Raw genomic sequence first — 21,791 nt, forward strand, 5'->3', positions numbered from 1 at the left:
CAGTTATTCCTGGTTCTTCTCCACCTTCAGCAGTTCGCGCAGCGCAAACGCGTCACCTTCCCGGGCGAGTTTGAAGAGCGCCGTTCTGAGTTCAGCTTCACCGCGTGCACGTCCCTTTCGGATGGCAACGTAAAACTCATCGAGCTGGTCCTTGTCCTGCTTCATCACGTCAAAGTCGATGTCCAGAACGTCGGCGATTTGCTGGGCTGTCATCCGGCAGGCCGCCAGCGCTTCAGCCTTCGCTTTGTCGTACTGGATCCGCTGGCTCATCAGGAATGTCCTCCAGCTTCTGAAGCGCGAGTTCCGCGATAGTCTTCAGGGCTTCGGCAGTGTTGATGATGTTCAGCTTGCTCTTTGCGTTAATGACGGCTTTGAAAACCAGGTCGAAATCGCTGGCGCGTCCGGCCACAATCAGGCGGTCTTTTGCCTTTTTCCCTACTTTTTCCAGCGCCTCGATAAACAGGGTTTTCTCTTCCGGGAGGAAGGCGATCACCAGGTCTTCATAAACGGGCTGAACGAATGAGAGTGTCTGCACCTCAACGTCGGTGATTTTGAAATCATCGTCGGTCAGGCCAGAGTAAAGCTTGAGGTCGAGGCTGTTGATCGAGTCGTACAGCTCCCGGAGGATATTGCTGTCATCCTTCCCTTTGATCGAGTTGTGGCTGAGCTGGATAGCCAGCTGCTCGTCGGCGGTCAGTTCGCTCACAATCTCGATAACGTCTGACTCCACCAGCCCGGCTTTAATGGCTGCCTGGGTGCGGTGGTTACCGGACAACACGGTACCGCGATACACGACAGGCAGGCTGGTCAGCACGCCGTCGGCTTTGATGTTCGCCACCAGCCGGGCGAATTCATCCGGGTCCATGTAATGAGCGTTCTTTTCCAGCAGCGTCAGTTCGGCCAGCGCGACGCGCCGGATAGCGGTTTCAATTGGCATATTTGCGGTACCACTCTTTGAAGATTTCCTGCGGCGACAGCTGACGAACTGCAGACGAATAATTCAGGAATCCTTCCCCGCGCTTCGCCAGTTTGTAGATCCCCCGATACTTCATCGATATTGGCTTGGTGGTGAACGCGGTGGTGTACACCTCCTGAATGTCGATGAGGTACTGTCGGTTTACGTGAGCAATGACGTCCCGGCTCGTTGCTAGCATGGGAATAAGCTTCGACAGCTTCCGGTGCCGCGACGTTGAGAAATCACTGAGCATGTAGATGTTGTGGATCTTGTCGCCGTACTGCGCCATCGAGAAAATGAATGCGCCCGCCAGCATGCCGTCCACCAGCACTGCGAAATTCATCATCCCCGCCTTGTGGTTGATGCCTTTTGCAAGGTAGATGTTCTTCAGGAAGTTCAGCTGCTGGGCATTGAGTAAGGCAATCTCCACCCTGCTGTTCTCGTTGATGGCGTCGACGTCCACCAGCCGGTACCGAAATGGCTGCGATTTCTTCTCTTCGCGGCGAAGTGATGACCGGGCATCATTGGCGTACATGTAAATCGGCTTATTGCTGCCGGCGAACATGATCCGAGGTTCGATGTTTTCCATGCGGCGATCAGAGACGATGGCAAAATTCTGCTTCTCATCCATGAGCCGTTGAATGAGCGCTTCGGTCCCTTCAGGATCCCACACCCCATATGCAGGCGCGGGCCAGGTGACGCTGGTATTCACGAATTTGTAGATATTCTCGTAACCACCTTTGTACGTAGGCGCGAACATGATCACGGTGCCGTCCTGTTCCCGTGCCGCGTCAATCTGGTGGTGGAAGTCTCCGGCGTGGAACCCGTCAATCGTGAACCCGTCGGTATAGCGCAACAGCTTCTCCCGCTCAATGCGGTGGTAGTCAGCCAGGTTACGCAGGATGTGCGCAAAGTGTGCCTGGCTGTATTGGTTGTTCCCCTTGAACCGGGCCAGGGTGATAGCCAGGCAAATAGCTGAGGTGTTTGCCACCGCATCGCCGCGCAGCTGGTTGAGAGGTTCTAGGCGGCCGGAAAACTCCACGTCGAGTTTCTGCCCGGTCAGCAGGTTGCCGACGGCGCAGGACAGCAGCGAAACGTCATTTCCATATACTGCCCGGTCGGGCATGAGGTTTTTAATGGCGTGCTCTGTACGGAACGACCCGGAGCAGCCTATAAAGATACGAGGTTTCAGCTGGATATTACCCAGGATCTGGGTGATCAATTTCTTCGGAATCGAGCCTATAAACATACATTTACCGTTATATATCAGCAACTTATGCTATAATTATTAACGTAAGTTATTGTTTTTCATAGGAAGGAGTAACGATGAAAACGTCCTGTTTTTCTCTCTACCGTGGCAATGGCCGAATCAGCATTGCCCGCTACGCGCCGCGCAATACCCCGGCGGGATATCACACGTTCAAGAAGCTGGCACCTGGGGAATGGTTTAACTCGGTTTCAGTTTCCCGCTATATCGAACTCTATGAGAACGAGATACTGGCGAAGCTGAATCCTGTGAAGACGTGGAACGAACTGCACCTGCTGGCAGGCTGTGAGCCCGTTCTACTGTGCTGGGAGCCGCCGGGAGAGTTTTGCCATCGGCAACTGGTTGCCCGTTGGTTCAGGAAAGAGTTGGGGATCGCTGTTGAAGAGTACAATCCCCACGCCTCGCCGCAGCTGGATATGTTCTAAAGGAGAGCCGGGGAAACCCGGCTTTTATTTGAAGACGAACTTTTCACCCATAATTATTGAGCAATTTTCATGTATACCGTTCGAATCGCATATTCCACTAACAAAGAATTTGTGATTATAACAAATATATTCCCACGCATCGGATACAGGCTTATTGCTATCCAACAGCCCTTCGGTTGCAAACCAAGCATGGGTAGCCTTAGCCAGCAAGTCTGTTAACTCATCACTCATATCTTCATTTGCGATTTTTACCGACTTTGGACTCAATTTACCCGGTAGAGATACGAGACAATAAGCATAAGCTGATACTGCCAATTTAAATTCGAGTTTAACTTTCAGTTCGTCCTGCTTACTCCATCGATTCATCGCCAGCAGCGCAACAACAAACGTCGCGACTGTAGCCAGTGCAGAAACAGCCGCCCAGATGTTTGCCCACATGAAAACCTCCTTGAGTTAAGGAGATTATTCTACCCTGGCAAATGCATAACTGCCGATACCCTCGCGCCCGAGCTGCGTCTCAACGGCGTTGTTTTCCATCAGCTCGAAGCCCTGCTCTGCGAACCAGGCTACCAGCCCGTCGTGGGTCCAGTACCAGATGTGTTCATCCCGGCGGAAGTGCCGTGACCGGATAACGTGCTCAGCACCGGAGAAGATCGGTACCGAAACAAATACCCATTTTTCCGCTCGAGCGACGGCGACGTCTGGGCGGTCGATATGCTCCAGGCTATCCCAGAACGATAGCGCGGTGTAACGATCCCGGTAGAGGTGCGCCCACATCCCCCGCTGTTTCAACCATTCCACACCTGCAGGGTTTACGTCGAATCCTTTGGTGTCTGGCCGGGCCGTGACAAATTGCCCTGCGCCAATCCCTACGTCGAGGACCGGGCCGGTATAGTGCCGGGCTACCAGCCTGATACGCGCAGCCGTCAGTTCACGTCCGAGGTCGGTGTCGGCCAGCTGCTGGTACCGTGAAAAGTAATCTGCATCGTAGGGCCGTGTCTTCGGTACCGGATAACGCCCCATACCCAGCTCCGGCAGCCAGACCAGGCCTTTATTAATTTCCTGTGAAAATCGCTTCATGCTGCATTCCGTCTTAGTACTGACTGATAAATCTGACCGATAAAGCCTTCAACCTTGCCGGGAAGATTTGAGATTTGTTTGTCGCAGTCGTGGTGCATTTGCTGACAGCGACAGTAGTTGTCCGGGTACACGAACATGGCGCGTGAGAGGTCCATACATCGAGGGTCAGTTACCTTCAGATGGTGATTACTCCCGCCGCATCCGCCCCCCAGACTGATCATGTGCTTCCGGTACGCCAGCGCGGCAAGCATCACCACGCATGGCCCGGTCAGAACGATGTCTGCCCGCTCCACCAGCGCCAGCATTTGCCAGATACTCAGTTGGCCGTGATGAAACTTCTGATGGGCGAAGGGCTCACCGTCGGGGATCCACTCCTGCCCCTCCTGCACATCCGCCACGCTGATGACGTGAAATCCGCATATGGCCAGGTGGCGGGATACATCGTCAATATGCTGGTTAAGCGGACCACGACTGGCGTTGTGCCACTCTGTTCGTTCTGTCGTTGGGCGGATCACTGCCACCGGCTTACCTGCCGGAATGCGGATATCTGCAGGCTTATAGCTGGGTAAATCCATACGCGCTGGCGCGGTACCGAACTGCTGTTCCATCGCGTCGAAGATGCTGCCCGACTGCAGGTGACCGTTCCCGTAAAAAATTCTGGTGCGCGGTATGCCCGGCGGTTCGCGTTCGAACATCGCGGTTGAAGACTGCTCGCTTTTCTTCTGGGTGCGCAGCGGAGAGTTTGCGTGAACGAAGTGGAGGTTAGAAATTCCGGAGTAAATTTCCGGCAATGGTGTTTTCAGCCAGATTTCGTGGTCTTTTTGCGCCAGGGCTTTGATGAAACAGCGCTGGTTAATATTGTCACCGATGCCGTGCATCCCGTCGAAGTACAGTTTTCCAGGCATAAAGTGCCGCCTCAAGTGGTAAACGTTTAAAGCAGGTCAGCGCGGTTTCGCGTGACGCGTTGATAATCTCCACGCCCGGCAACGCGCCAGCGAGAGAAGAAAAGTCGGTGTGCCAGCGCCCTGTTTCGCGCGGTACGGGATTGTGCAGGGTTGCGGGATGGCTGCCATGCCAGTGCGTTCCGTTCGCCAGTGTGCAGTCGTACCCCAGCAGGATCACACGTTCCGCACCCAGATGGGCGGCCAGCTGAATGGCACGCTGCCCGGAGTTGAATGACCCACTCTCCGATGGTCGGAACAGCTTCACACCGAACCGTGTGTTGGCCCGGCGGCTTTGCGTCCAGAGTTCGGCCGACGATCCCAGCGAATGGTGATAATGCTCCCACCAGGCAAAGTCGGCGGCGTAGATGTGCTGGCACTCAGGTACTGCCCTCCAGCTTGAGTTAACCGCGATAATCGGCAAACCGGAGGCAGATACCAGCGCACAGTCAGACGCCACCAGCGACGGGCCACTGGCGACACAAATAAATGTTTTTTTCATTGGTACCGGAACGTCAGGTAATGATGAGGACGCACTGAGGCGAGTTTTCGGACGCGCGCGCATAGACAGATTCAGTAACCCGAATGGGATCACCACCACGTAATGGATGGCCCCACGTCTGCGTTTCCGGTGGTGCAGCATCAGCTTCAACAGCCACGCCTGTTCCCGAGACGCACTCCACCAGCTTACTGGTTGAGTCAGCGCTAATTTGGGTCCATGTCTGGTTAAGCACAATTCTTTTAGACGGCATGTTTACCCCGTAATTCCGAGAAGTGTTTTCACCGCAGCGGCATCCTGACAGGCCAGCAGCTGAGCGCCGAAGGGCGTGATTGTGCTGATGTCTACCGAACTACCACCCATATAAACTTTGTAGTCAGGATGGAAAAGCACAGCCTTGCTGTTCCCGTCGACCGTTATCGCATTAATCAGGCTCCCCGTATCATCGCGGACGCTAATCGCGATCTGGCCGCGATTGTCGACAGTACCGGTGGCCTTGATAGCGACGTCAATCACACCGTCATCCTCGCCAAAATAGAACGCGATAACGTTGGCATCGGTCTGCTGCACGGACTTAAGCACCAGCTGGTGATTGAGCTGAAGTTTCCCGTCCAGTACCTGGTCGCCACTGGAGCCCAGTGCCGAAATCAGCGCAAGCAGTGTCGGAACATCGACTGTCAGCAGAATATCTTTGCCGAGGTCCGTTGCGTCGGTGATCCCGGCGACCGTCACAGTTCCCCCGCCGCCGGATTGTTCGCCCAGAGTACGGGCTGGTTTTTCTATGGACATGCAGTAGCCCCCTTTTAACATTATCGAGGCCACCTGACAGATGACCTCTGTAATGTTAAAAGGGGTGCTATTCCTTCGTTAACCATTCCTTACCTTCCAGTAGTGAAGCTCTGGAATCACTAACAACAACCATATGGTCGGGGGTACGATTTTCAGCAAGCCATCTCATTAAAGGGAAAACGATGTCTTCGAAGGCCGGAGGAACAAGAGGGCTGTCATGATCGACTTTTACATGCTCGTCATCGTCACAGCACTTTTCCCCAGACTCGAATATCGGCGTCAGGTGTATGTAATCGAACGAATGACGACGGAACAAACGTGATTCGAGAGCATCAGGGGCGGCGTAAAGCTCAATGTACTCGCCAGGCTGCACATCTGACTGCAGATTAAGGGCGGGTTTCTCGCGGGAATATCCTGTGAAGAATGGTGACGTGGGACTAATCATCCCAGTAATTCCCGACCGACGGTCGTTATCCCGAAATAACTCGACCTTCCAGTATTTGACTACTTTCATTCTTATCTCCTGAATCAATTTCATTTTCACTCTGTGACCTGGCACAACACCACCGCGTTGCCGTTCACCAGCACACGGGTAAAACTCATCTGGTCCGTTGAACTGATTTGCACGCCGAGGTATCGCTGTGACACGCAGCCGGTGAGCAAACACGACAACGCCAGACACAGCATCAGCGTTCGCATATCAGTTTCCTTTGCATACCTGGCTTTCGCCGGGATTGGTATCGATGCACGCTGATCCGTTCGGATACGTCACGACTACCGTATTGTTTGGCTGCACTTCTGCGTTAGTAACCCCTGGCCTTTCGAGCCATTTACGTGGGTGAACGACACGGCAGAACAGGCGGCCATTGATGCAATAGCCGCCACCAGCAGCCCGTTAATCAACAGGCGCCTGTTTTTCTTCTTCATGTGATCCCTTACCGGAAATAAAAAAAGGCCTCGCGGGTGCGCAGCCTGAGAATGGGTTGCCAGATTCTGTCTGGCGGCAGATTCCTTCAGTTGATATCGTGACGCTGCAAATGTAACCCTATCAACTGAGAGGTAATTTTATGGAAAATACAGAAATTGAAAGAACACTGGATCGAATACTAATCACTGCGCTTTTCGATTTTTTAGATGACGAAGCAAAGAAATCAGTTCTGGCTTCAGTTCACGAAATGATCGACCGTTCAACTTATGACGACAGGTCTACTTTGGACTACCCTGAACAAATCGAGCGTGTTGAACTCCTGCGCGAGCAATTGAATCAGCGGTTACCAGAAAGCCTTTGCTGGTCCCGCGAGGATCTACTTCAGAACTACTAGAAGGCCAAACCCAGCCGGGCGGACGAGTATCCGCCTGGCTATATGCCTGATAGAGCGCCCCTACGATTCCTGCCATTAACTTATGATTTGCCGGATCATTCCACCATTCGCCACTGAAATCGTTACGCTTCTGAGCATCGAATTCCCAGACTTTTGTGCCGTCGTTATTGATCACCTGAACTTTCATCACGGTCTCCAGAAACGAGAAAACCCGCCGAAGCGGGTTTGATTTGGGTACAACTTGTCGAGCTTGTGGAGAAGATTAGACCAATTTTATTCACAGCTCAACCAGCTAAATGTTTTTTAGCTGGTTTTTTTGAATATATTCCTGCAGAAGCCGTTCGAAGTATTTTTTTCGTTCCTCGGCCCGTTCAATAAACTCGTCAAGAAGAGTATCGGCATCTTCATTTGGCAAAACTTCGAGGCATTTCTGTAAGCGAAGGAGTTTCTCAGGAAGCGCTTTGTCGCTCTGAGTATGCTTCGGTTCTACAGGTTCCGAGCCCGACTCCTCAAAAGGGGTATCCAGAAAGAGGTCAGGTAATCCATGGTCTCTTTCAAGCCTGCGGGCAGCCTTCTCGCCGATAAATTTACCGCCAATGACTTGCGAGATAAAACTGGCATCTTTGGGAGGCAGTTTTTTATCTCCAAACCATTCTTTAAGGCGGGCACGTCTGATTTCAACTAGTTCCATAGGTCGATTTTAATTAGTAACAAATAAAGATGTAAACCGTTTACTTTTTCGCTGTAGCTAATTAAAATATTTACCTACAGATAAAGGAGATGTATATGAAACTAAAGCAGTACACCGATTCACTCAGTAGAGGTGATCTAAGCAAACTTGCCATTGATCTTGGCATCAGTGCGTCCTTTCTTTCTCAAATGGCGTCCGGAGCGGCCAAGGTACCTATATCACGCGCCTTGGCTATCGAAGAAGCAACCGATGGTCAGGTAACGCGAAAGGATCTGTTGCCCAACGATTGGCATAAGTATTGGCGACCGGAGGAGTTGGAGCATACAGCATCGACGCGGCGAGAGGTTGAACAATGAAAATCAACCTCCCTCTGTTATGTTCGGCTCTTCATGAGTGGTCACGTGGAATTACACAGTTTACGGCTACGCAGAGAATTACCAAGGCCTACTTTGAGCTTGGGTTATCAAACCCTTCCGAATTGCATCAAATCGAGTTCTTAGACGGCACTGTAGATCATGATGCCTGGCGCAATAACAACCAAAACATCTTCCATCGCTGGCGCAAATGCCAAACAGCAATTCAACGGGAGAAATTTGAAGCGCTTTCCCCCGCTATTCTCCATGCCATGGATCCAGAAATCCGCGCGATGGTTACCGCAGGTAACAGCATCGAGTTCCTGACCTCCCGGCTTCTTAAGGAGCATGCTGATGTCGTGAATGCGGCGCTACTGAACGCCTCGCTACCCGACTTCGAACGCGAGTGTGACGAACTAGATAAAGCCCTTACTGATATTCGCCTGGCCTATCGCGCCAAGCAGCAGAGACATGACCACTGACCACCGTTATTTGAGGTTTTACTATGGCCCGTATTCGAACGATTAAGCCTGAGTTCTGGCTCAACGAGGAGCTTTCGTTGATCACTGAATCGGCGTGCCTGCTGGCAATCGGGCTGATGAATTATTCAGATGATGAAGGCTTTTTTAACGCCAATCCACTACTCATCAAAGCGGCCGTTTTCCCGATACGTGAAACGTCCAGTAGCATTCCGGTACTACTACAGGAGTTGTCCAACTGTGGGTATGTGGAGCTGTTTACTGAACAAAATTCAGTCTCCAATGGAAAACTATTTGGAAGGATCAAGAACTTCACTAAACACCAAGTCGTGAACAAACCAAAGCCAAGTAAAATCAAAAGCTTAGACTTAGTACCGTACAAATACGGTACTCATACCGAATCGATACCACCTGGAAAGGAAAGGAAGGGAAAGGATCAGGGAAAGGAAGAGAGAGAGCATAACGCGCGTGATCAGCTTGTGGATAACTCGGATTCATCGAAGACCACGAGATTTAGGATGTTCGAGGGTTGGCAGCCTTCACCCGATCTTGCAGAGAGAGCACTTGAATGGGGAATAAATCTTCACATGACTAATCCATTCACCAGCGCTCAACTTTGCCAATTCTGCAGTTACTGGCTGCCTGAAGATGTCATGAAGTACCACCTGCAGTGGGAAATGACATTTGCAAAAAGCCTTGAACACCAGGCGATAAAAAAACTGAATGAGACATGACCAATGACGACCAATGAGATTTTTAATACTGGGGAGTTTTTCGCACCTGCCCCTAATGATCTGGTGGACAACCTGATGGGCAGGTATCACCTTGAACGTCAAAAAATAGAGTCCCTGGCAGCGATTCTGAGTGACAAAGACGCCCACGTAGCCGTAGACCATTTCCTGAATGGTAATCAGCGCGACGAGCGCTACAGAAGTTTACGAAACGTCAACGAGCTGTTCGCCAGAGACGGTGCGATCGCACACCTGAACGCGCACTACTGGCAACAGGCGCTCCTGCTCACCGATGTGCTGGATGTAATGCCCGCTGAGCGCCGTGAGGAGTGGAACGACAGCATTCGGCAGATGAACACCCCTGAATTCGAGGAAGAAAGCGTACGCGCGACTATTCTTGACATGCTGAATTCCCGCACGAAATTCTTTGGTGAGCGCGTTGATGGTATTTTTCGGGCTCTTTCAGGTGAACACATCACGAACCGGCCAGAAGGTTTCAGCAAGCGAATGATACTGTCAGGAGTTTATGATCCGTGGGGGATGACGAATTACCGCATGGTCAATTACGTGCAGGATCTTCGACAAGTAATTGCGAAATTTATGGGAAGGCCTGAACCCTCTTATGAGTTGACCAATAAAGCCCTGAAAGCTGCTCGCGATTATCCAGGTGAGTGGATGACTATTGACGGCGGGGAAATGCGCGTACGGGCATATCTCAAAGGTACAGCCCATTTTGAAATCCATCCAGATATGGCATGGCGGTTGAATTGCATCCTGGCAAGCCTCCACCCGACAGCGATCCCACCGGAATTCAGAGCCAAGCCGAAGAAGAGAATCAAAGATTTTGTCCTGATGGAGAACGTCTTGCCCGTCTCCGTTCTTCAGGATCTTTGCAGCCTGGAAATTGACGAATACCGTCCCATTCAACGTCACAAATGGGAGGAGCCAATTGAACCTAAAACTCGCAACCCGTTTAACCGAATATTTCGTGGCTATGGCTCTACTTCTGATCGCTTCGTTAGAAAGGAATCTGAGCGGGTCCTCGCGTCGATTGGTGGCGTTCGCTTCAGTTCAGGCAATTGGACATGGTGGGAATTTGAATACGATCCTACTCGCGTTTTGGCTGAAATTATTGCGTCAGGTTGTGTACCTGATGACAAAAGCCATCAGTTCTACCCTACCCCTCCCGAACTTGCGGAGCTATGCGTAAAACTGGCTTGCATCGAGCCAAACCATACATGTCTTGAACCAAGCGCCGGGCACGGCGGCATTGCTAAGTTTATGCCGGTAGATCAAACAATTTGCGTAGAAATTTCCCCCTTAAAATGTCAAGTTCTTGATAGTAAGGGCTTTCGTGTTTATGAGGCTGATTTTTTGAAATGGGCAGCAAATGGTGGATGTTTTGATCGGATTGTTATGAATCCACCATTTAGCGATGGTCGCGCCCTGCTCCATCTTCAGGCAGCTGCTGGTCTTACAAAAACGGGTTCAAAAATTGTTGCTGTTTTGCCCGCCAGCATGAAAGACAAAGACGTTTTATCTCAGGAATGGAACTGCACCTGGTCTGAGCCTCGTTCTGGAGAGTTTAATGGGACCAGCGTGTCGGTAGTTGTGCTAACTGCTGAACGCCAATGGAAGAAGTGAAATGAGACTGAAATACGCCATCACCATCGGTGATCCTAAGTCTGCACAGATTGTTGAACTGCAGGCCCGCTCTACAGGCAATAGTCATCTTACCCGCGATGACATTGTTGTTTCGCTTGGCTTAACACAATCCAGGTGTCGTGCGGGCCTGTCCCTGATTTACGCAAAATACACAAAAGATCGTCACGCCGCGCAAACCGCATTTTTAGCGCTTAGGCAATATGCATCCTCGATTGTTAAAAAATACATCCCCAAAGAAGGAGCGGCCGTCAATGATGCTGCCGTCTCGGTTCTGGCTATGCTTGCTTTGGAGGAATTTTGCCGTACAGCAGACACACCCGGTGCAATGTGTCGTTGCGGGGGCAAGGGAACAGTAAAAGATCTAAAAAAATCAAGGCAAAAGAACGCTCATATAGAGAAACCCTGTTCCCGGTGCAAGGGGACAGGATTGAAGCCAATGACACAAACACGATGTCACCATGCATTGCTGAAAGTCATGAGCATTTCTCAGCCTACATATTCCAGATACTGGTCCCCTCTTTATCGGGCCCTCCTGGATTGGTGTTATCAGCAGGAAGGCGATGCCGAGAGAACATACAACCTGATCACTAGTCTCAACCCAATGCATAGCGAAGCCGGTATTTGGCCGACTCATTTATGCGCTGAGTAGGAGCACTTTTACAAAGTGCGCTACTTAAATCAAATTGAGGTCACCGCTATGCTGAAGAGAACTATCAAAAAGCTGATTTCTCGTAAGTTTGCCCAACGTTTTCCGTCTAAAGACTTTGATAGTAGCCAGGAAGGATTCATCATCATCGCCTCGCCAGAGGATATCGTAGAGCTAATTGCTACCCCTGAGTTCATGTCTGAACCGCTTTTAAAAAGAATTATTTTCACTGCCGTCAAAGAGTTAGACAAAAAAAGCACCAGCCCAGCTAAAATCACAGATAAAAAACCTTAATTATTTTTAGCTAATTATTTACCTGCAGCTAAATATAAGTATAATAACCTCATAGACAACAACTCTATGAGGTTCACCAAATGAAAATCTTCATCCTGGACGCACAGTCCGAAGTGGTCGAAATCATCGACGAACCAGATCAGACTTCCACGATCAGGGCTGCCCAAGCGGCAATCATCGAAGCCGCTCTTCTCGGTAAAAAATTCACTGCAGTCAACGAAGACGGCGAAAGCGCCCTTCCCGCTGAGTTCGACGAAATCACTCCTGCAGGACCAGCAGCAACCCCTGATGTGAAATTTCTCGGTTATCAGACCGACATTCTCGGCGACAAGCTGCCTACCTTTTCCGGCGCTTTCTAACCAGAACCACCGACAGAGACATGACCAAATGACCAATTCAATGACCAAAATCGAAGCACTGAAAATTGCAATCAGCCGCACCAAACACGGCGTTACGCGTATCAATGACGTTGTGCGCGACGTTAACACGGTATGGGTGGAAGCTGGCGAACCGTACCCACTTCCGGTTGGCGAATACAAACGCCGCGCCTGGTTACTGGATGATCTGGAGCGCATGCTGGCGCAGCTGGTTGACGAAGCCCATGCTGAAGCCCTGGAAGAATACGATGCCCGTAACACCTTATACGTTTACGCACCTGGCGACGCTGCCCGTGAAGTATGGGACCAGATGACTCCAATTGAGCAGACTGTTTCTGTAGAACTGCGCCATACCGAAGCATTGGAAATGAATCGTCTTTTCAATATGCGTGCTGCAAGTGATGACCGTCCCCAGCGCCTGGCTAAAGAAACTGGTTTTCCGGTTCTAACATGTCTTAAAGAATTGATTGCCGAAGAAGGTGATTACTTCGCCGCCCTGGAAAGATTACAGCAGATCGTTTCTGACGCGCACGCCGAAGCAGTGGAGGAAGACCACCGTTTCAATTGGTTGAATAACCGCTGGAGCCTGTTCCATTCCAGTTCGCGGCAGCAGCAGGAGGAAATTATCGGTGTTGCCTGGGAACAGGCCCGCCAGACCATCGAAGCCGAAGAGGAATATAACTCTCAGAGGCAATGGAAGCTTGAAGCAATATGGAAACATATCCACCGAGATTATAAAGGTGAGAGTAACGGAGTTCGTTCTATTCTCGTCTGCCGTAACGGAACAATTTCGGTACCCCTGGAGGGTTTGACAGATAAAGAAATAGAACAACGCTCATCAATGTGGCAACGAAATAAATAAAGCGAATTTTATGGTGTGGTGAATGCGGCTCTGCGCACGCGACACAGTTAAAAATATATATCAGTCATTATGGTATGGATGGTTTGGGTCGGCGTTAATTGTTAACTGGTTAACGTCACCGGGAGGCACCCGGCACCACACCGACAAAATTCGTTTAATTAAACAGAGACATGACCATGGAAAAATTTAATACGGATAATGCGATAAGTGGAATGATTCACTTCGACGGTTGCAGAGTGCCCGTTGGCGTGCAGGCTGTTCGCCTCTCTCCCTTCTGGGCTGCGGTTCGCCGCCTGTGCTACCTACTGGCTCAGAAGGGAGACCCGACGTTATGAAGATTAAATGCGCGTATCACGGTTGTAAGAAAGAAGTAGAGAAAGAAAACACTGTGAAATCAGTGCTCATTTATCGAAATGGCCGTAATACAGCGAAAGAAGAACGTGAATATTGCAGTAGTCGTTGCGCCGAACATGACCAAATGGCGCACGAAGGATAATTAAAGGTTCCCGCAAGGGGCAATAATAACAGCGAGAAGAGACCGACACCCTCACGGTCGCGAGCTTTCGGAGACCTGTTATTCATTGCGATATCTGAAAGCATCAAATAATTGGTGTTTTCCGATGTTGCAAAAATGAATGCCAATAATGGCATGGAATTCTATTACCTAAAGCGAGGTTTATTATGCGTAGCATTTCCGTAGAACTGAAAACCATTAATACCATTTTCCCAACCGTAGCAGCGGTGACAATTGACAACGTACCTGCTGGTTATATTTGCGAAAACAAAGAAGCGAACCGCGAAAATAAACCGCAATCCATCGTACTGCTTAATGGTGAAACCCTGGGTGATTACTGCTGCATTGAGCACGCGGCTAAAGCGCTAGCCCGGCACCAATGTGGTGATGACGGAGTTTATGTCAGTTCCAAAGAGGCCGGCAGTCTGGGTCCATTGGGTGTTCTTCTGATGGCTGCCCTGATCGCCACACATGAAAAAAGCCCGCACTAAGGCGGGCTATTTCCCGGCTTTACATCCCGGCGATGCTGAGGTGGGCGACCAAACCCACCGACAGAGACATGACCACTAACCACCGTGAGGCGATCAATGGACGCCTCCATTCTACACGGAATGAGGAAAAAAGTAATGAGTGAAGCAAAACCGTATTTTATCCACCAGAAGGCAAAGAAGCAGAGCGGTGAGCCGCATGCTGTTTTCTGGGAAACTGCGAAATCAGAATCCCGCGCTCTGCGCGATGCAGAGAACGCGCTGGAGGATGCCGACAAAGACCCGGCCAACTATTTCAAAGCGGTCGTGACAAACTTCCCCGTCGTGAACGAGCTGCCGCCGGAAGGCGAGATCAGTTTTACCTTCTGTGACTTTTACCAGCTCGCCAGTGACGGTATGACATGGCAGCAAATCCCCGGCGTTACCCTGCCCGCTCACCCGGGTGAAAAGGTTGTGGATGGTACCGACACCACCATCGTTGACGGCGTGGATACCACCACTGGTGAGATCGTCGATGAGCAGGCTCTGAACGATGCTGGCTCAGCTCCATCAGCCAACACGGACCTGAAAATTGATGAAGGTGACGACGAAGACACGCGTTACCCGATCGTTCAAATGTCGTTCCGTAAGCAGCTGCTGTCCCAGCTTACGTCTGACGCGCACCGCTACCACCTCACGCAGGGTGAGTATCAGGAAATCGCCCGGCTGGAAATGGACACCGATAACGGATATGTCCAGAACCTGCTTCTGGCAGCCGCCAGCGTAGAAAAAATCCAGCAGTTGGACATACCGTATTTGTGGAAATACACCAAAGCGGTACGAGATGTTTTCGATATGGAAAAACGTCACGAACTTTCACTGGTACTGAAGTTCACGCAGGTATGGGCTGGCACATCACACCTTGATCGCGGCCTGTTGGTTAAAGAATGGGTGAAAGGAAATCGTGTGAGCGAAATCAACCGCACCCCTTCCGGCGCGAACGCTGGCGGTGGAATTGCGTCTGACCGACTCACCCCGCTGACAAAAACTGGCCGTGATTACGAAATCGCTCTGGGCCTGCTTGCTCGCGAATTTGAGTTCGATATTTATGCCCCGTCACTTGAAGTTGACGCGAAAGCAAACGCCATCATGAACCTCAACTGGTCTGGGGAAGGCGATGTTCTCGATGAGTACCTTGCCACCTGCAAAATGTTCGACGATATGCCTGGTGGTATGGACTATTCCCGCGCCTGCAATATTGCAACTGTCAAAACCACACCGAATGGACTCTGGAGAGATCACGCCAAACACCGCGAGCACCTCAACCGAGTCATGACGGAAACCGATCACGCCCACCCTGACGAACTGGTGGTTGATATCGCCTGTGGACGTTCTTCTTTGCCTATGCCCATGGCAGGTTCCAATGAAGAGCAACAGCCATCTACTGAAGAAGTTGATCGCCAGATTGCCGCCGGGCGCGGTGAATTTGTACCTGGCATCAGCGACCCTGATGATCCGAAGTGGGTAAAAACCGCCTCAAATGAAGGCGAAAAAACGGAAGTGGAGACCACCAGCAATGTGCAAGTACAAACGACTGACCGTGATGAAGAACAGGCTGGTGCTGCGCTGCCGCCAAGCGAAGGCGCTAACTGCGCTTGCCTGGAGACTGCCGTAACCAGCAACGCGGAAATTCTTGCTGCAGCTGCTCCGCATCTGGCGGACCAGAATCAGACCGATGTAAACCAGAATGCCGATTCTGTCAGCCAAAACAGCGAATCTGTTAACCAGATCGAGCCAGAAATGGCCGAAACCACACCAGAAGCGCCGCAGATCGAACCAGAACAGCAATGGCCTACCCATTTCGAACCGGGCCGCTATGAGAACGTGCCGAACGAGGTTTACCACTCAGCCAACGGCATCAGCAGCACCATGCTGAAAGACGTCTTGATCAGCCCGATGTATTACCATGGCCGCCACATTGCCGGCACGATCCCACGCGAGCAAAACGACGCGATGCTGCGCGGTACCATCATCCATAGCTACGTGCTCGAACCTGAAAAATTTGAAGATGAATTCGCGGTGCCTGCTGAGATGCCTGGACATGTGGTTTCCACCACCGCCGATCTGGTTGCCATCATCAAGGAGTACAACGCCAGCCTGCCTGCGTTGATGACACCTGACGAACTGAAGGCGTGGATCGAAGAGTACAACGCCACCCTTACCCCGCCACTCTCGGTATCTGCAGGTGCTGAGGAAACGGCAAGCCTCTACATGTCGCTTCCTGAAGAATTCCAGCGTATCCCTGCTGACGGTAAACAGACAGCTGCAGCGCAGAAAGCCTGCATTAAAGAGTACAACGCCAGCCTGCCGCCACTTTTAAAAGTAAGCGGTACCCGCGATCAGCTGCTTGAGCAAATTGCCACTGTTGATCCTGAATTCGCCGAATCAGAACGAGCCAAATTTATTCCGTACAACATCAGCGGAACGAAAGACCAGTTGACGGAAGTTGTGCGCATCATCCGCCCGGACGTTGTTACGGCGGAAGACTGGCACCAACAGCAGGAAGATGCCAGCCAGGGTAAGACGATGATCGCCCTCGACATGTACGAACAGGCCAAACGCATCAGCGCGGCGCTGCAGGCGCACCCGAGCGCCAGCCGTCTGCTGAATCACCCGGCACGCCAGTCCGAGGTGAGTTATTTCGGTTTCGACGAAGATACCGGCCTTGAAGTCCGTGTTCGCCCGGACCTGGAAATTCAGCTGCCGCACGCACGTATCGGCGGCGACCTGAAAACCACGAGCCTGGGTTATGTGAAAAAGGACGAGCTGAAAGCCCGGCTGCACCGGGAAATCACTAGCCGCGGCTACCACCTTAGCGCCGCTATGTACTGCGACACTGCCAACCTGGATCAATTTTTCTGGATTTTTGTTAACCGTGACGAGGGCTACCACTGGATCGCCATTGTTGAGGCGTCTCCTGACCTGCTTGATCTCGGGCGTAAAGAATACCGCCTTGCGCTACGCACCATAAACGAGTGCATGGAGACCAACACCTGGCCTGCCCCCATCGTCGAAGACTACACCGACGAGCTTAACGACTTTGACCTGCGCCGCCTCGAAGCGCTGGGCGCGATGTAAGGAGACCAATAATGACGAATATCATCGAAACTCAGGACCTGGCTCCGGCCACTATCTCCGCCAGCAGCGCAATTTTCAGCGCTCCGATGCTCAGCCAGTTAACCGCGTTCGCCAACCTGATGGCTGACTCCCGCGTCTCGGTACCGGATCACCTGGCCGGAAAACCAGCGGATTGCATGGCGATTGTTATGCAGGCAATGCAATGGGGAATGAACCCCTACGCAGTCGCCCAGAAAACGCATCTGGTGAGCGGAAAACTCGGTTATGAGGCACAACTCGTTAACGCTGTAATCTCCAGCTCCACCGCCATTTCAGGCCGATTTCACTATAAATACGGCGGCGATTGGTCGCGCTGCACAACGTCGCGGGAAGTGACTGTTAAAAAGCGCGGAAATAAAGGCGAGTACACCACCACCGAACGTATCCGTGCTTGGACCGATGCTGATGAGATGGGCCTGTTTGTTCAGGTCGGCGCAGTTATCCGCGGCGAGAAAGAAATTACCTGGGGCGAACCGCTTTATCTGTCCAGTGTTGTGATCCGCAATTCCCCTCTCTGGGTATCCAATCCGAAACAGCAGATCGCATACCTGGCACTGAAGTATTGGGCACGGCTGTACACGCCTGACGTAATCCTGGGTGTGTACACGAAAGAGGAACTGGAGGGTCATCTTGAAAAAGAGATCAATCCGATGCCTGCAGCCGGGCACGTTGAAATCAGCGAGATGAATGAAAGCCCGACCGTTATCGCTGCTGAAGACGTCCAAACCTATGACGGGATGGAGCAATGGGTTACCGATTTCCGCCAGCGCATTGAGGATGCCGAAACCACCGAAGTAACAACCGAGCTGCGCCAGGAAGTCGAGTCCCAAAAGAACGCCATCGGCATCGACCTATACACCGAGCTGAAAGGCAAGGTTGTGCAGCGTCACCATCGCCTTAATGCCGTGACGCGCATCGAGAAGATGATCAACGAACTGCCAAAACCGGACCAACCGGAAGCCGCAGATAAGTTTGTGGCGGTAGAGAACACCCTTAATGCAGTGAAAGTACACCTGGGTGATTTGTACGACGGTTACTGCACGACTTTGGCAGACATGAAACCGGAATACATCGGCGCATAACGGAGGCTGGCGGCTCCGGCCGCCGGAATATGACTATGAGCATGAAAAATAACACTCACCATAAAATTGCCAGCTACATCAGCGCGAACCCTGATTCATCAAACGCTGAAATCTGCGAGGCACTTTTCATGGATCCCAGCGGTGTTTATCCGCACTTAAATGCGCTGTTTAGCGCGGGAATTCTCACTCGCCGCCGTGACTGCAGGAAGTATCGCTACTCGGTCGTTCCGGGCATGTATATCGAATCCGATACCCCACGGATCCCCACGAAAAAACCAGTACAGCGTGCCGAAGAAATCGAGTCACTTGCGAACGAGTTGATCGAGCGCGGGCTACACCGCCGGGCCGCCACCGTCCTAACCGAAGCCATAGGGCTGGTGAAAACAGAACGCGAAGTTCAGCGGGTTTCACGTCTTCGCTCTCAATGCCTGATGACTGCCAAACGCCAGTACCAAGGAGTAGAAGCATGAAAAAAACAGTGAAAGTTTCCGAACTTACCGGGAGTGCTCTGGACTTTGCGGTTGACCGCGCTGTGAACGGTGCGAAGTACAGCGAGCAGCTGTCGGTCATCCGCACCTCTGGCGACGCCTTCCGTCCATCATCCAGCTGGCGTGTGTGCGGCCCGCTGATGGAAAAGTATCAGGTATTCATCGAACCACCTCACGACGTCCACAAGCTCAACTACCGCGAAGACGGCAAACCGAAGGGCTGCTGGGAAACCTTCGAATCCTGGCACGCGACCGTCAGCATGAGAGTAGCTGAGAAGCCGCCAGTGTTTGAAATTTTCTCGTCCGGCGGACCGTATCGCGGCGAGGGTGATACCCCGCAACTGGCAATCTGCCGCGCCATCGCCTCTATGGGCGGCGACGAGATCGACATTCCGTTTGAACTGCTTAAAAGCAAAGGAGATGCGAAGTGAATATTGAACAGGCAAAAAATGTTCTTCTGGAGGCTTTATCTGGCCCTGGGGGAAAAAATTGGGGTTACGGCCCTGCAGTTCAGACCGTGCTGAAAGCGCTGGATAATGCTGAGTCGACTCTTGAGCGAGAGCGGGAGAAATCCCGCCGCGCCCTGGTCCAAAATCACCGTTTTATTGTCGAGGGTATGGCTCAGCGTGAAGTGATCGAAGCCGTGCGGGCAGTCGCGGCTCAGACCGAAGGTATTGCTGGCTGGAACCAGAATGGTGCCATAGCCGGGTGGGATGAAATCCTGGCAGAGATTTTCGATTTCGACACTCCGAATATCGATGCAGCAATTTCAGATTTAAAAGCGCTTGGTGCTGAAGCTGTCGCCGATGAGTTGGAGAGTGCTGCGAAAAAAATTAATCGCAACACCCGTCAAAGAGAATTGGATGCTTTGGCTTACATCGGGAGTGCCACGGTCGCAAGAAGCGTTGCACAAGAATTACGTGAGGCAACCAAATGAAAGAACGCGGCATGATATTCAACGGCGCGATGGTCCGCGCCATCCTCGACGGCCGGAAGACACAGACGCGGCGGCCAGCTAATCCACAACCGGAATTAACTGCAGGTTCAGGTTTTTCATGGAAAGGTTGGGTTTATGGTTCAGGCTCGACAGACCGAGAGACAAACAAAAATTTTGCGCATGTTGCCTGCCCGCACGGTAAGCCCGGTGATCGCATATGGGTGCGAGAAACCTTCTCATGTATCGGGAATGAAGAGGGACATCCTGTGGATGCAGAAGGAAATCTTTGCAGCAGAGAGGACGCTCAGCGCATTTACCGGGCCAGCGCAATACAGAAACCGCGTAATTACGGGATTTGGACTTCTCCAGATGGCTTCGATTTCGAAGGTGCCTGGACACCATCAATCCATATGCCGCGCTGGGCGTCTCGCATCACATTGGAAATTACTAATGTCGGCGTTCAGCGTCTTCAGTCTATTAGCCAGAACGATGCATCCCGTGAGGGCTTGATAAGACTGCCTGCTACTGGCCGCTATTGCCTGAATCAAGGAGATCAATATTTCGGTGGCGCAAGCCATGACGCACGGGAAGTTTTCTCCTGGTTGTGGGAGTCCATCTACGGCAAAGAGAGTTGGCAGGCTAACCCATGGGTTTGGGTAATCGAATTTAAGCGTATTGAGGAAAAATCATGAAAAACAACGAATGGAAATCAGTAGCAGAACAGCCAGCAATCGAACGTGGTGAGCGTTTGGAATGCTGGGTTGCCGTCTCCTTTGAAGAACGCAACGGTGGTCGTAGTTGGGAAGAAAAATATAACTTCCCGCAGGAGACGGTCATCAAATTGTCATGGCTCAACGCAGAACTAACGGAGGCCGAACTTGAGGTGTTCGAAGAGGAAGGAGAACTGCCTGCAGAAGCGCCTAGCGCACTAGACTGGTGGACTAACGAAGACGGCGAACATGCCAACTTTACCGGATGGATCGATTACATCGGTGGAGATGAGGGCCTCTATCGTTATTGCATTCAAGAACAAGACGGCTATTTCCCTCGCGGCGATTTTGCTGGCCGTTTCAAAATTCTTGCGTGGCAGCCCGTCGTTACCCCTGATTTCCCTTCTGAATTTAGCCTGACCAAATAAGATGGAGACGCCCAGCCAGGGGCGTACAGAGACATGACCAAATACAAAATTACCGCCACCGTGATCAAACCTGGGAACTGTCCAACTAACTGGACTCGGTTTTCTGAGAAAAAAATGACAAAAGACGAGTGCGAAAAATTCCTCTCGGTCAGCAAAGAGGCCGGCGTCTCGCATGAAGCAAAAGTGACGCTGAAAAATTTCAAGTGCGTAAGGGCTGGTGCGTAATGGCTATCGTTTATATTGCGGGGCCTATGAGTGGCCTCCCATTTTTTAACCGCCCTGCCTTCAATCAGGCAGCTGCAGAACTGAGCAAAAAAGGATTTACAGCCCTTAATCCGGCAACTCTGCCAAATGGCCTAACCCAACCTCAATACATGGATATTTGCTGCGCCATGCTGCGTTGCGCCGACAAAATTTTCATGCTCAGTCATTGGGAGCGGTCTGACGGTGCTTCTGCTGAATACGCATTGGCTAAAAAGCTTGGTATTGAGGCCATTTTTCAGGGACGCCCTCTTCCCCCTATAGGAAAAAAGGAGTGCTTATACGGGGGGCACGCTTTTACCATCCCCGAAAATCCCGGGGATTTGCCCATTTGCGCTTACTGCGGCACAT

32 protein-coding genes and 1 pseudogene are annotated in these 21,791 nt (G+C 51.6%); 21 read left to right on the forward strand and 12 right to left on the reverse strand.

From position 1 onward, the window contains the following. Nucleotides 1–3: 3 nt before the first annotated feature. From QMG44_RS07670 to QMG44_RS07680, 3 genes are read right to left on the reverse strand one after another with little or no spacing between them, the layout of a single operon-like run. Nucleotides 4–270: a hypothetical protein gene (locus QMG44_RS07670; RefSeq protein ID WP_232937414.1), complete on the reverse strand. Its 267-nt coding sequence runs from the start codon at nt 268–270 to the stop codon at nt 4–6. Further along, a complete protein-coding gene (locus QMG44_RS07675) occupies nt 233–937 on the reverse strand; it encodes a ParB N-terminal domain-containing protein (RefSeq protein ID WP_281853040.1) in 705 nt (234 codons plus the stop codon). Before QMG44_RS07675 ends, QMG44_RS07670 begins: the two co-directional genes overlap by 38 nt. Beyond that, entirely contained in the window at nt 927–2,204 is a 1,278-nt protein-coding gene (locus QMG44_RS07680; RefSeq protein WP_281853041.1) for a hypothetical protein, read from the reverse strand. The genes QMG44_RS07675 and QMG44_RS07680 overlap by 11 nt, the downstream gene beginning before the upstream one ends. Nucleotides 2,205–2,281: 77 nt before the next feature. On the opposite strand from QMG44_RS07680, the gene QMG44_RS07685 reads away from it, so the two are divergent. After that, a complete protein-coding gene (locus tag QMG44_RS07685; protein WP_281853042.1) occupies nt 2,282–2,647 on the forward strand; it encodes a hypothetical protein in 366 nt (121 codons plus the stop codon). Between the two features lie 24 nt (nt 2,648–2,671). On the opposite strand, the gene QMG44_RS07690 is transcribed toward QMG44_RS07685, so the two are convergent. The 8 genes from QMG44_RS07690 to QMG44_RS07725 form a co-directional block, all read right to left on the reverse strand. Then, nucleotides 2,672–3,085 (reverse strand): hypothetical protein, encoded by a 414-nt coding sequence (locus QMG44_RS07690; protein WP_281853043.1) that lies wholly within the window; start codon nt 3,083–3,085, stop codon nt 2,672–2,674. Nucleotides 3,086–3,109: 24 nt separating this feature from the next. Further along, nucleotides 3,110–3,727 carry a methyltransferase domain-containing protein gene (locus QMG44_RS07695; RefSeq protein ID WP_281853044.1) on the reverse strand — a complete coding sequence of 206 codons (618 nt, stop codon included), beginning with the start codon at nt 3,725–3,727 and terminating at the stop codon, nt 3,110–3,112. After that, nucleotides 3,724–4,632 carry a hypothetical protein gene (locus QMG44_RS07700; RefSeq protein WP_281853045.1) on the reverse strand — a complete coding sequence of 303 codons (909 nt, stop codon included), beginning with the start codon at nt 4,630–4,632 and terminating at the stop codon, nt 3,724–3,726. The genes QMG44_RS07695 and QMG44_RS07700 overlap by 4 nt, the downstream gene beginning before the upstream one ends. Beyond that, nucleotides 4,589–5,170: a hypothetical protein gene (locus QMG44_RS07705; protein WP_281853046.1), complete on the reverse strand. Its 582-nt coding sequence runs from the start codon at nt 5,168–5,170 to the stop codon at nt 4,589–4,591. The genes QMG44_RS07700 and QMG44_RS07705 overlap by 44 nt, the downstream gene beginning before the upstream one ends. A gap of 13 nt (nt 5,171–5,183) precedes the next feature. Beyond that, entirely contained in the window at nt 5,184–5,420 is a 237-nt protein-coding gene (locus QMG44_RS07710) for a hypothetical protein (protein WP_281853047.1), read from the reverse strand. Between the two features lie 2 nt (nt 5,421–5,422). Further along, on the reverse strand, nt 5,423–5,956 hold the full coding sequence (locus QMG44_RS07715; RefSeq protein ID WP_281853048.1) for a hypothetical protein: 534 nt from the start codon (nt 5,954–5,956) through the stop codon (nt 5,423–5,425). A gap of 67 nt (nt 5,957–6,023) precedes the next feature. Then, nucleotides 6,024–6,470, reverse strand: a complete 447-nt coding sequence (locus QMG44_RS07720; RefSeq protein WP_281853049.1) for a hypothetical protein — start codon at nt 6,468–6,470, stop codon at nt 6,024–6,026. A 26-nt stretch (nt 6,471–6,496) separates the two neighbouring features. Next, nucleotides 6,497–6,655: a hypothetical protein gene (locus tag QMG44_RS07725; protein ID WP_262769543.1), complete on the reverse strand. Its 159-nt coding sequence runs from the start codon at nt 6,653–6,655 to the stop codon at nt 6,497–6,499. 368 nt (nt 6,656–7,023) lie between these two features. Here QMG44_RS07725 and QMG44_RS07730 point away from each other — a divergent pair, with 368 nt between their 5' ends. Then, nucleotides 7,024–7,278: a hypothetical protein gene (locus QMG44_RS07730; protein WP_281853050.1), complete on the forward strand. Its 255-nt coding sequence runs from the start codon at nt 7,024–7,026 to the stop codon at nt 7,276–7,278. Nucleotides 7,279–7,570: 292 nt separating this feature from the next. Here QMG44_RS07730 and QMG44_RS07735 read toward each other — a convergent pair whose 3' ends face one another. Further along, nucleotides 7,571–7,969: a hypothetical protein gene (locus QMG44_RS07735; RefSeq protein ID WP_281853051.1), complete on the reverse strand. Its 399-nt coding sequence runs from the start codon at nt 7,967–7,969 to the stop codon at nt 7,571–7,573. A 95-nt stretch (nt 7,970–8,064) separates the two neighbouring features. On the opposite strand from QMG44_RS07735, the gene QMG44_RS07740 reads away from it, so the two are divergent. The 19 genes and pseudogenes from QMG44_RS07740 to QMG44_RS07830 all read left to right on the forward strand — a co-directional run. Next, entirely contained in the window at nt 8,065–8,325 is a 261-nt protein-coding gene (locus QMG44_RS07740; RefSeq protein WP_095442326.1) for a YdaS family helix-turn-helix protein, read from the forward strand. Beyond that, nucleotides 8,322–8,804: a toxin YdaT family protein gene (locus QMG44_RS07745; RefSeq protein ID WP_232937438.1), complete on the forward strand. Its 483-nt coding sequence runs from the start codon at nt 8,322–8,324 to the stop codon at nt 8,802–8,804. The genes QMG44_RS07740 and QMG44_RS07745 overlap by 4 nt, the downstream gene beginning before the upstream one ends. Nucleotides 8,805–8,827: 23 nt before the next feature. Then, the gene (locus QMG44_RS07750) at nt 8,828–9,535 is read left to right on the forward strand and encodes a DnaT-like ssDNA-binding domain-containing protein (protein WP_232937439.1); all 708 of its coding nucleotides are present in this window, start codon (nt 8,828–8,830) and stop codon (nt 9,533–9,535) included. 3 nt (nt 9,536–9,538) lie between these two features. After that, entirely contained in the window at nt 9,539–11,176 is a 1,638-nt protein-coding gene (locus tag QMG44_RS07755) for a DUF4942 domain-containing protein (protein WP_281853052.1), read from the forward strand. 1 nt (nt 11,177) lies between these two features. Continuing rightward, nucleotides 11,178–11,846 carry an antitermination protein gene (locus QMG44_RS07760; protein WP_265185895.1) on the forward strand — a complete coding sequence of 223 codons (669 nt, stop codon included), beginning with the start codon at nt 11,178–11,180 and terminating at the stop codon, nt 11,844–11,846. Nucleotides 11,847–11,894: 48 nt separating this feature from the next. Then, a complete protein-coding gene (locus QMG44_RS07765) occupies nt 11,895–12,137 on the forward strand; it encodes a hypothetical protein (protein ID WP_281853053.1) in 243 nt (80 codons plus the stop codon). An 80-nt stretch (nt 12,138–12,217) separates the two neighbouring features. Next, nucleotides 12,218–12,496 carry a hypothetical protein gene (locus QMG44_RS07770; RefSeq protein WP_281853054.1) on the forward strand — a complete coding sequence of 93 codons (279 nt, stop codon included), beginning with the start codon at nt 12,218–12,220 and terminating at the stop codon, nt 12,494–12,496. A 40-nt stretch (nt 12,497–12,536) separates the two neighbouring features. Beyond that, nucleotides 12,537–13,376, forward strand: coding sequence for a hypothetical protein (locus tag QMG44_RS07775; RefSeq protein WP_281853055.1), 840 nt, complete (start codon nt 12,537–12,539; stop codon nt 13,374–13,376). A 331-nt stretch (nt 13,377–13,707) separates the two neighbouring features. Further along, a complete protein-coding gene (locus QMG44_RS07780) occupies nt 13,708–13,872 on the forward strand; it encodes a YdaE family protein (protein ID WP_281853056.1) in 165 nt (54 codons plus the stop codon). A 185-nt stretch (nt 13,873–14,057) separates the two neighbouring features. Further along, nucleotides 14,058–14,381: a hypothetical protein gene (locus QMG44_RS07785; protein ID WP_281853057.1), complete on the forward strand. Its 324-nt coding sequence runs from the start codon at nt 14,058–14,060 to the stop codon at nt 14,379–14,381. Between the two features lie 135 nt (nt 14,382–14,516). Further along, nucleotides 14,517–17,495 (forward strand): RecE family exodeoxyribonuclease, encoded by a 2,979-nt coding sequence (locus QMG44_RS07790; protein WP_281853058.1) that lies wholly within the window; start codon nt 14,517–14,519, stop codon nt 17,493–17,495. 11 nt (nt 17,496–17,506) lie between these two features. Then, nucleotides 17,507–18,616, forward strand: coding sequence for a RecT family recombinase (locus QMG44_RS07795; protein WP_281853059.1), 1,110 nt, complete (start codon nt 17,507–17,509; stop codon nt 18,614–18,616). Nucleotides 18,617–18,651: 35 nt separating this feature from the next. Then, the gene (locus tag QMG44_RS07800) at nt 18,652–19,086 is read left to right on the forward strand and encodes a winged helix-turn-helix transcriptional regulator (RefSeq protein WP_281853060.1); all 435 of its coding nucleotides are present in this window, start codon (nt 18,652–18,654) and stop codon (nt 19,084–19,086) included. Next, on the forward strand, nt 19,083–19,535 hold the full coding sequence (locus QMG44_RS07805) for a phage protein NinX family protein (RefSeq protein WP_281853061.1): 453 nt from the start codon (nt 19,083–19,085) through the stop codon (nt 19,533–19,535). Before QMG44_RS07800 ends, QMG44_RS07805 begins: the two co-directional genes overlap by 4 nt. Further along, nucleotides 19,532–20,041, forward strand: coding sequence for a hypothetical protein (locus QMG44_RS07810; protein WP_281853062.1), 510 nt, complete (start codon nt 19,532–19,534; stop codon nt 20,039–20,041). The genes QMG44_RS07805 and QMG44_RS07810 overlap by 4 nt, the downstream gene beginning before the upstream one ends. After that, nucleotides 20,038–20,733, forward strand: coding sequence for a hypothetical protein (locus tag QMG44_RS07815; RefSeq protein WP_281853063.1), 696 nt, complete (start codon nt 20,038–20,040; stop codon nt 20,731–20,733). The genes QMG44_RS07810 and QMG44_RS07815 overlap by 4 nt, the downstream gene beginning before the upstream one ends. Continuing rightward, nucleotides 20,730–21,179 (forward strand): hypothetical protein, encoded by a 450-nt coding sequence (locus QMG44_RS07820; protein ID WP_281853064.1) that lies wholly within the window; start codon nt 20,730–20,732, stop codon nt 21,177–21,179. The genes QMG44_RS07815 and QMG44_RS07820 overlap by 4 nt, the downstream gene beginning before the upstream one ends. A 33-nt stretch (nt 21,180–21,212) precedes the next feature. Continuing rightward, nucleotides 21,213–21,404 (forward strand): DUF1187 family protein, encoded by a 192-nt coding sequence (locus tag QMG44_RS07825; protein WP_281853065.1) that lies wholly within the window; start codon nt 21,213–21,215, stop codon nt 21,402–21,404. Next, nucleotides 21,404–21,682 (forward strand): annotated as a pseudogene (locus QMG44_RS07830) (DUF4406 domain-containing protein); the annotation flags it as partial. The gene QMG44_RS07825 and the pseudogene QMG44_RS07830, both read left to right, overlap by 1 nt. Between the last annotated feature and the right edge of the window lie 109 nt (nt 21,683–21,791).

It is taken from the genome of Enterobacter sp. 200527-13 (assembly GCF_027924865.1).
Classification (GTDB): domain Bacteria; phylum Pseudomonadota; class Gammaproteobacteria; order Enterobacterales; family Enterobacteriaceae; genus Enterobacter; species Enterobacter ludwigii.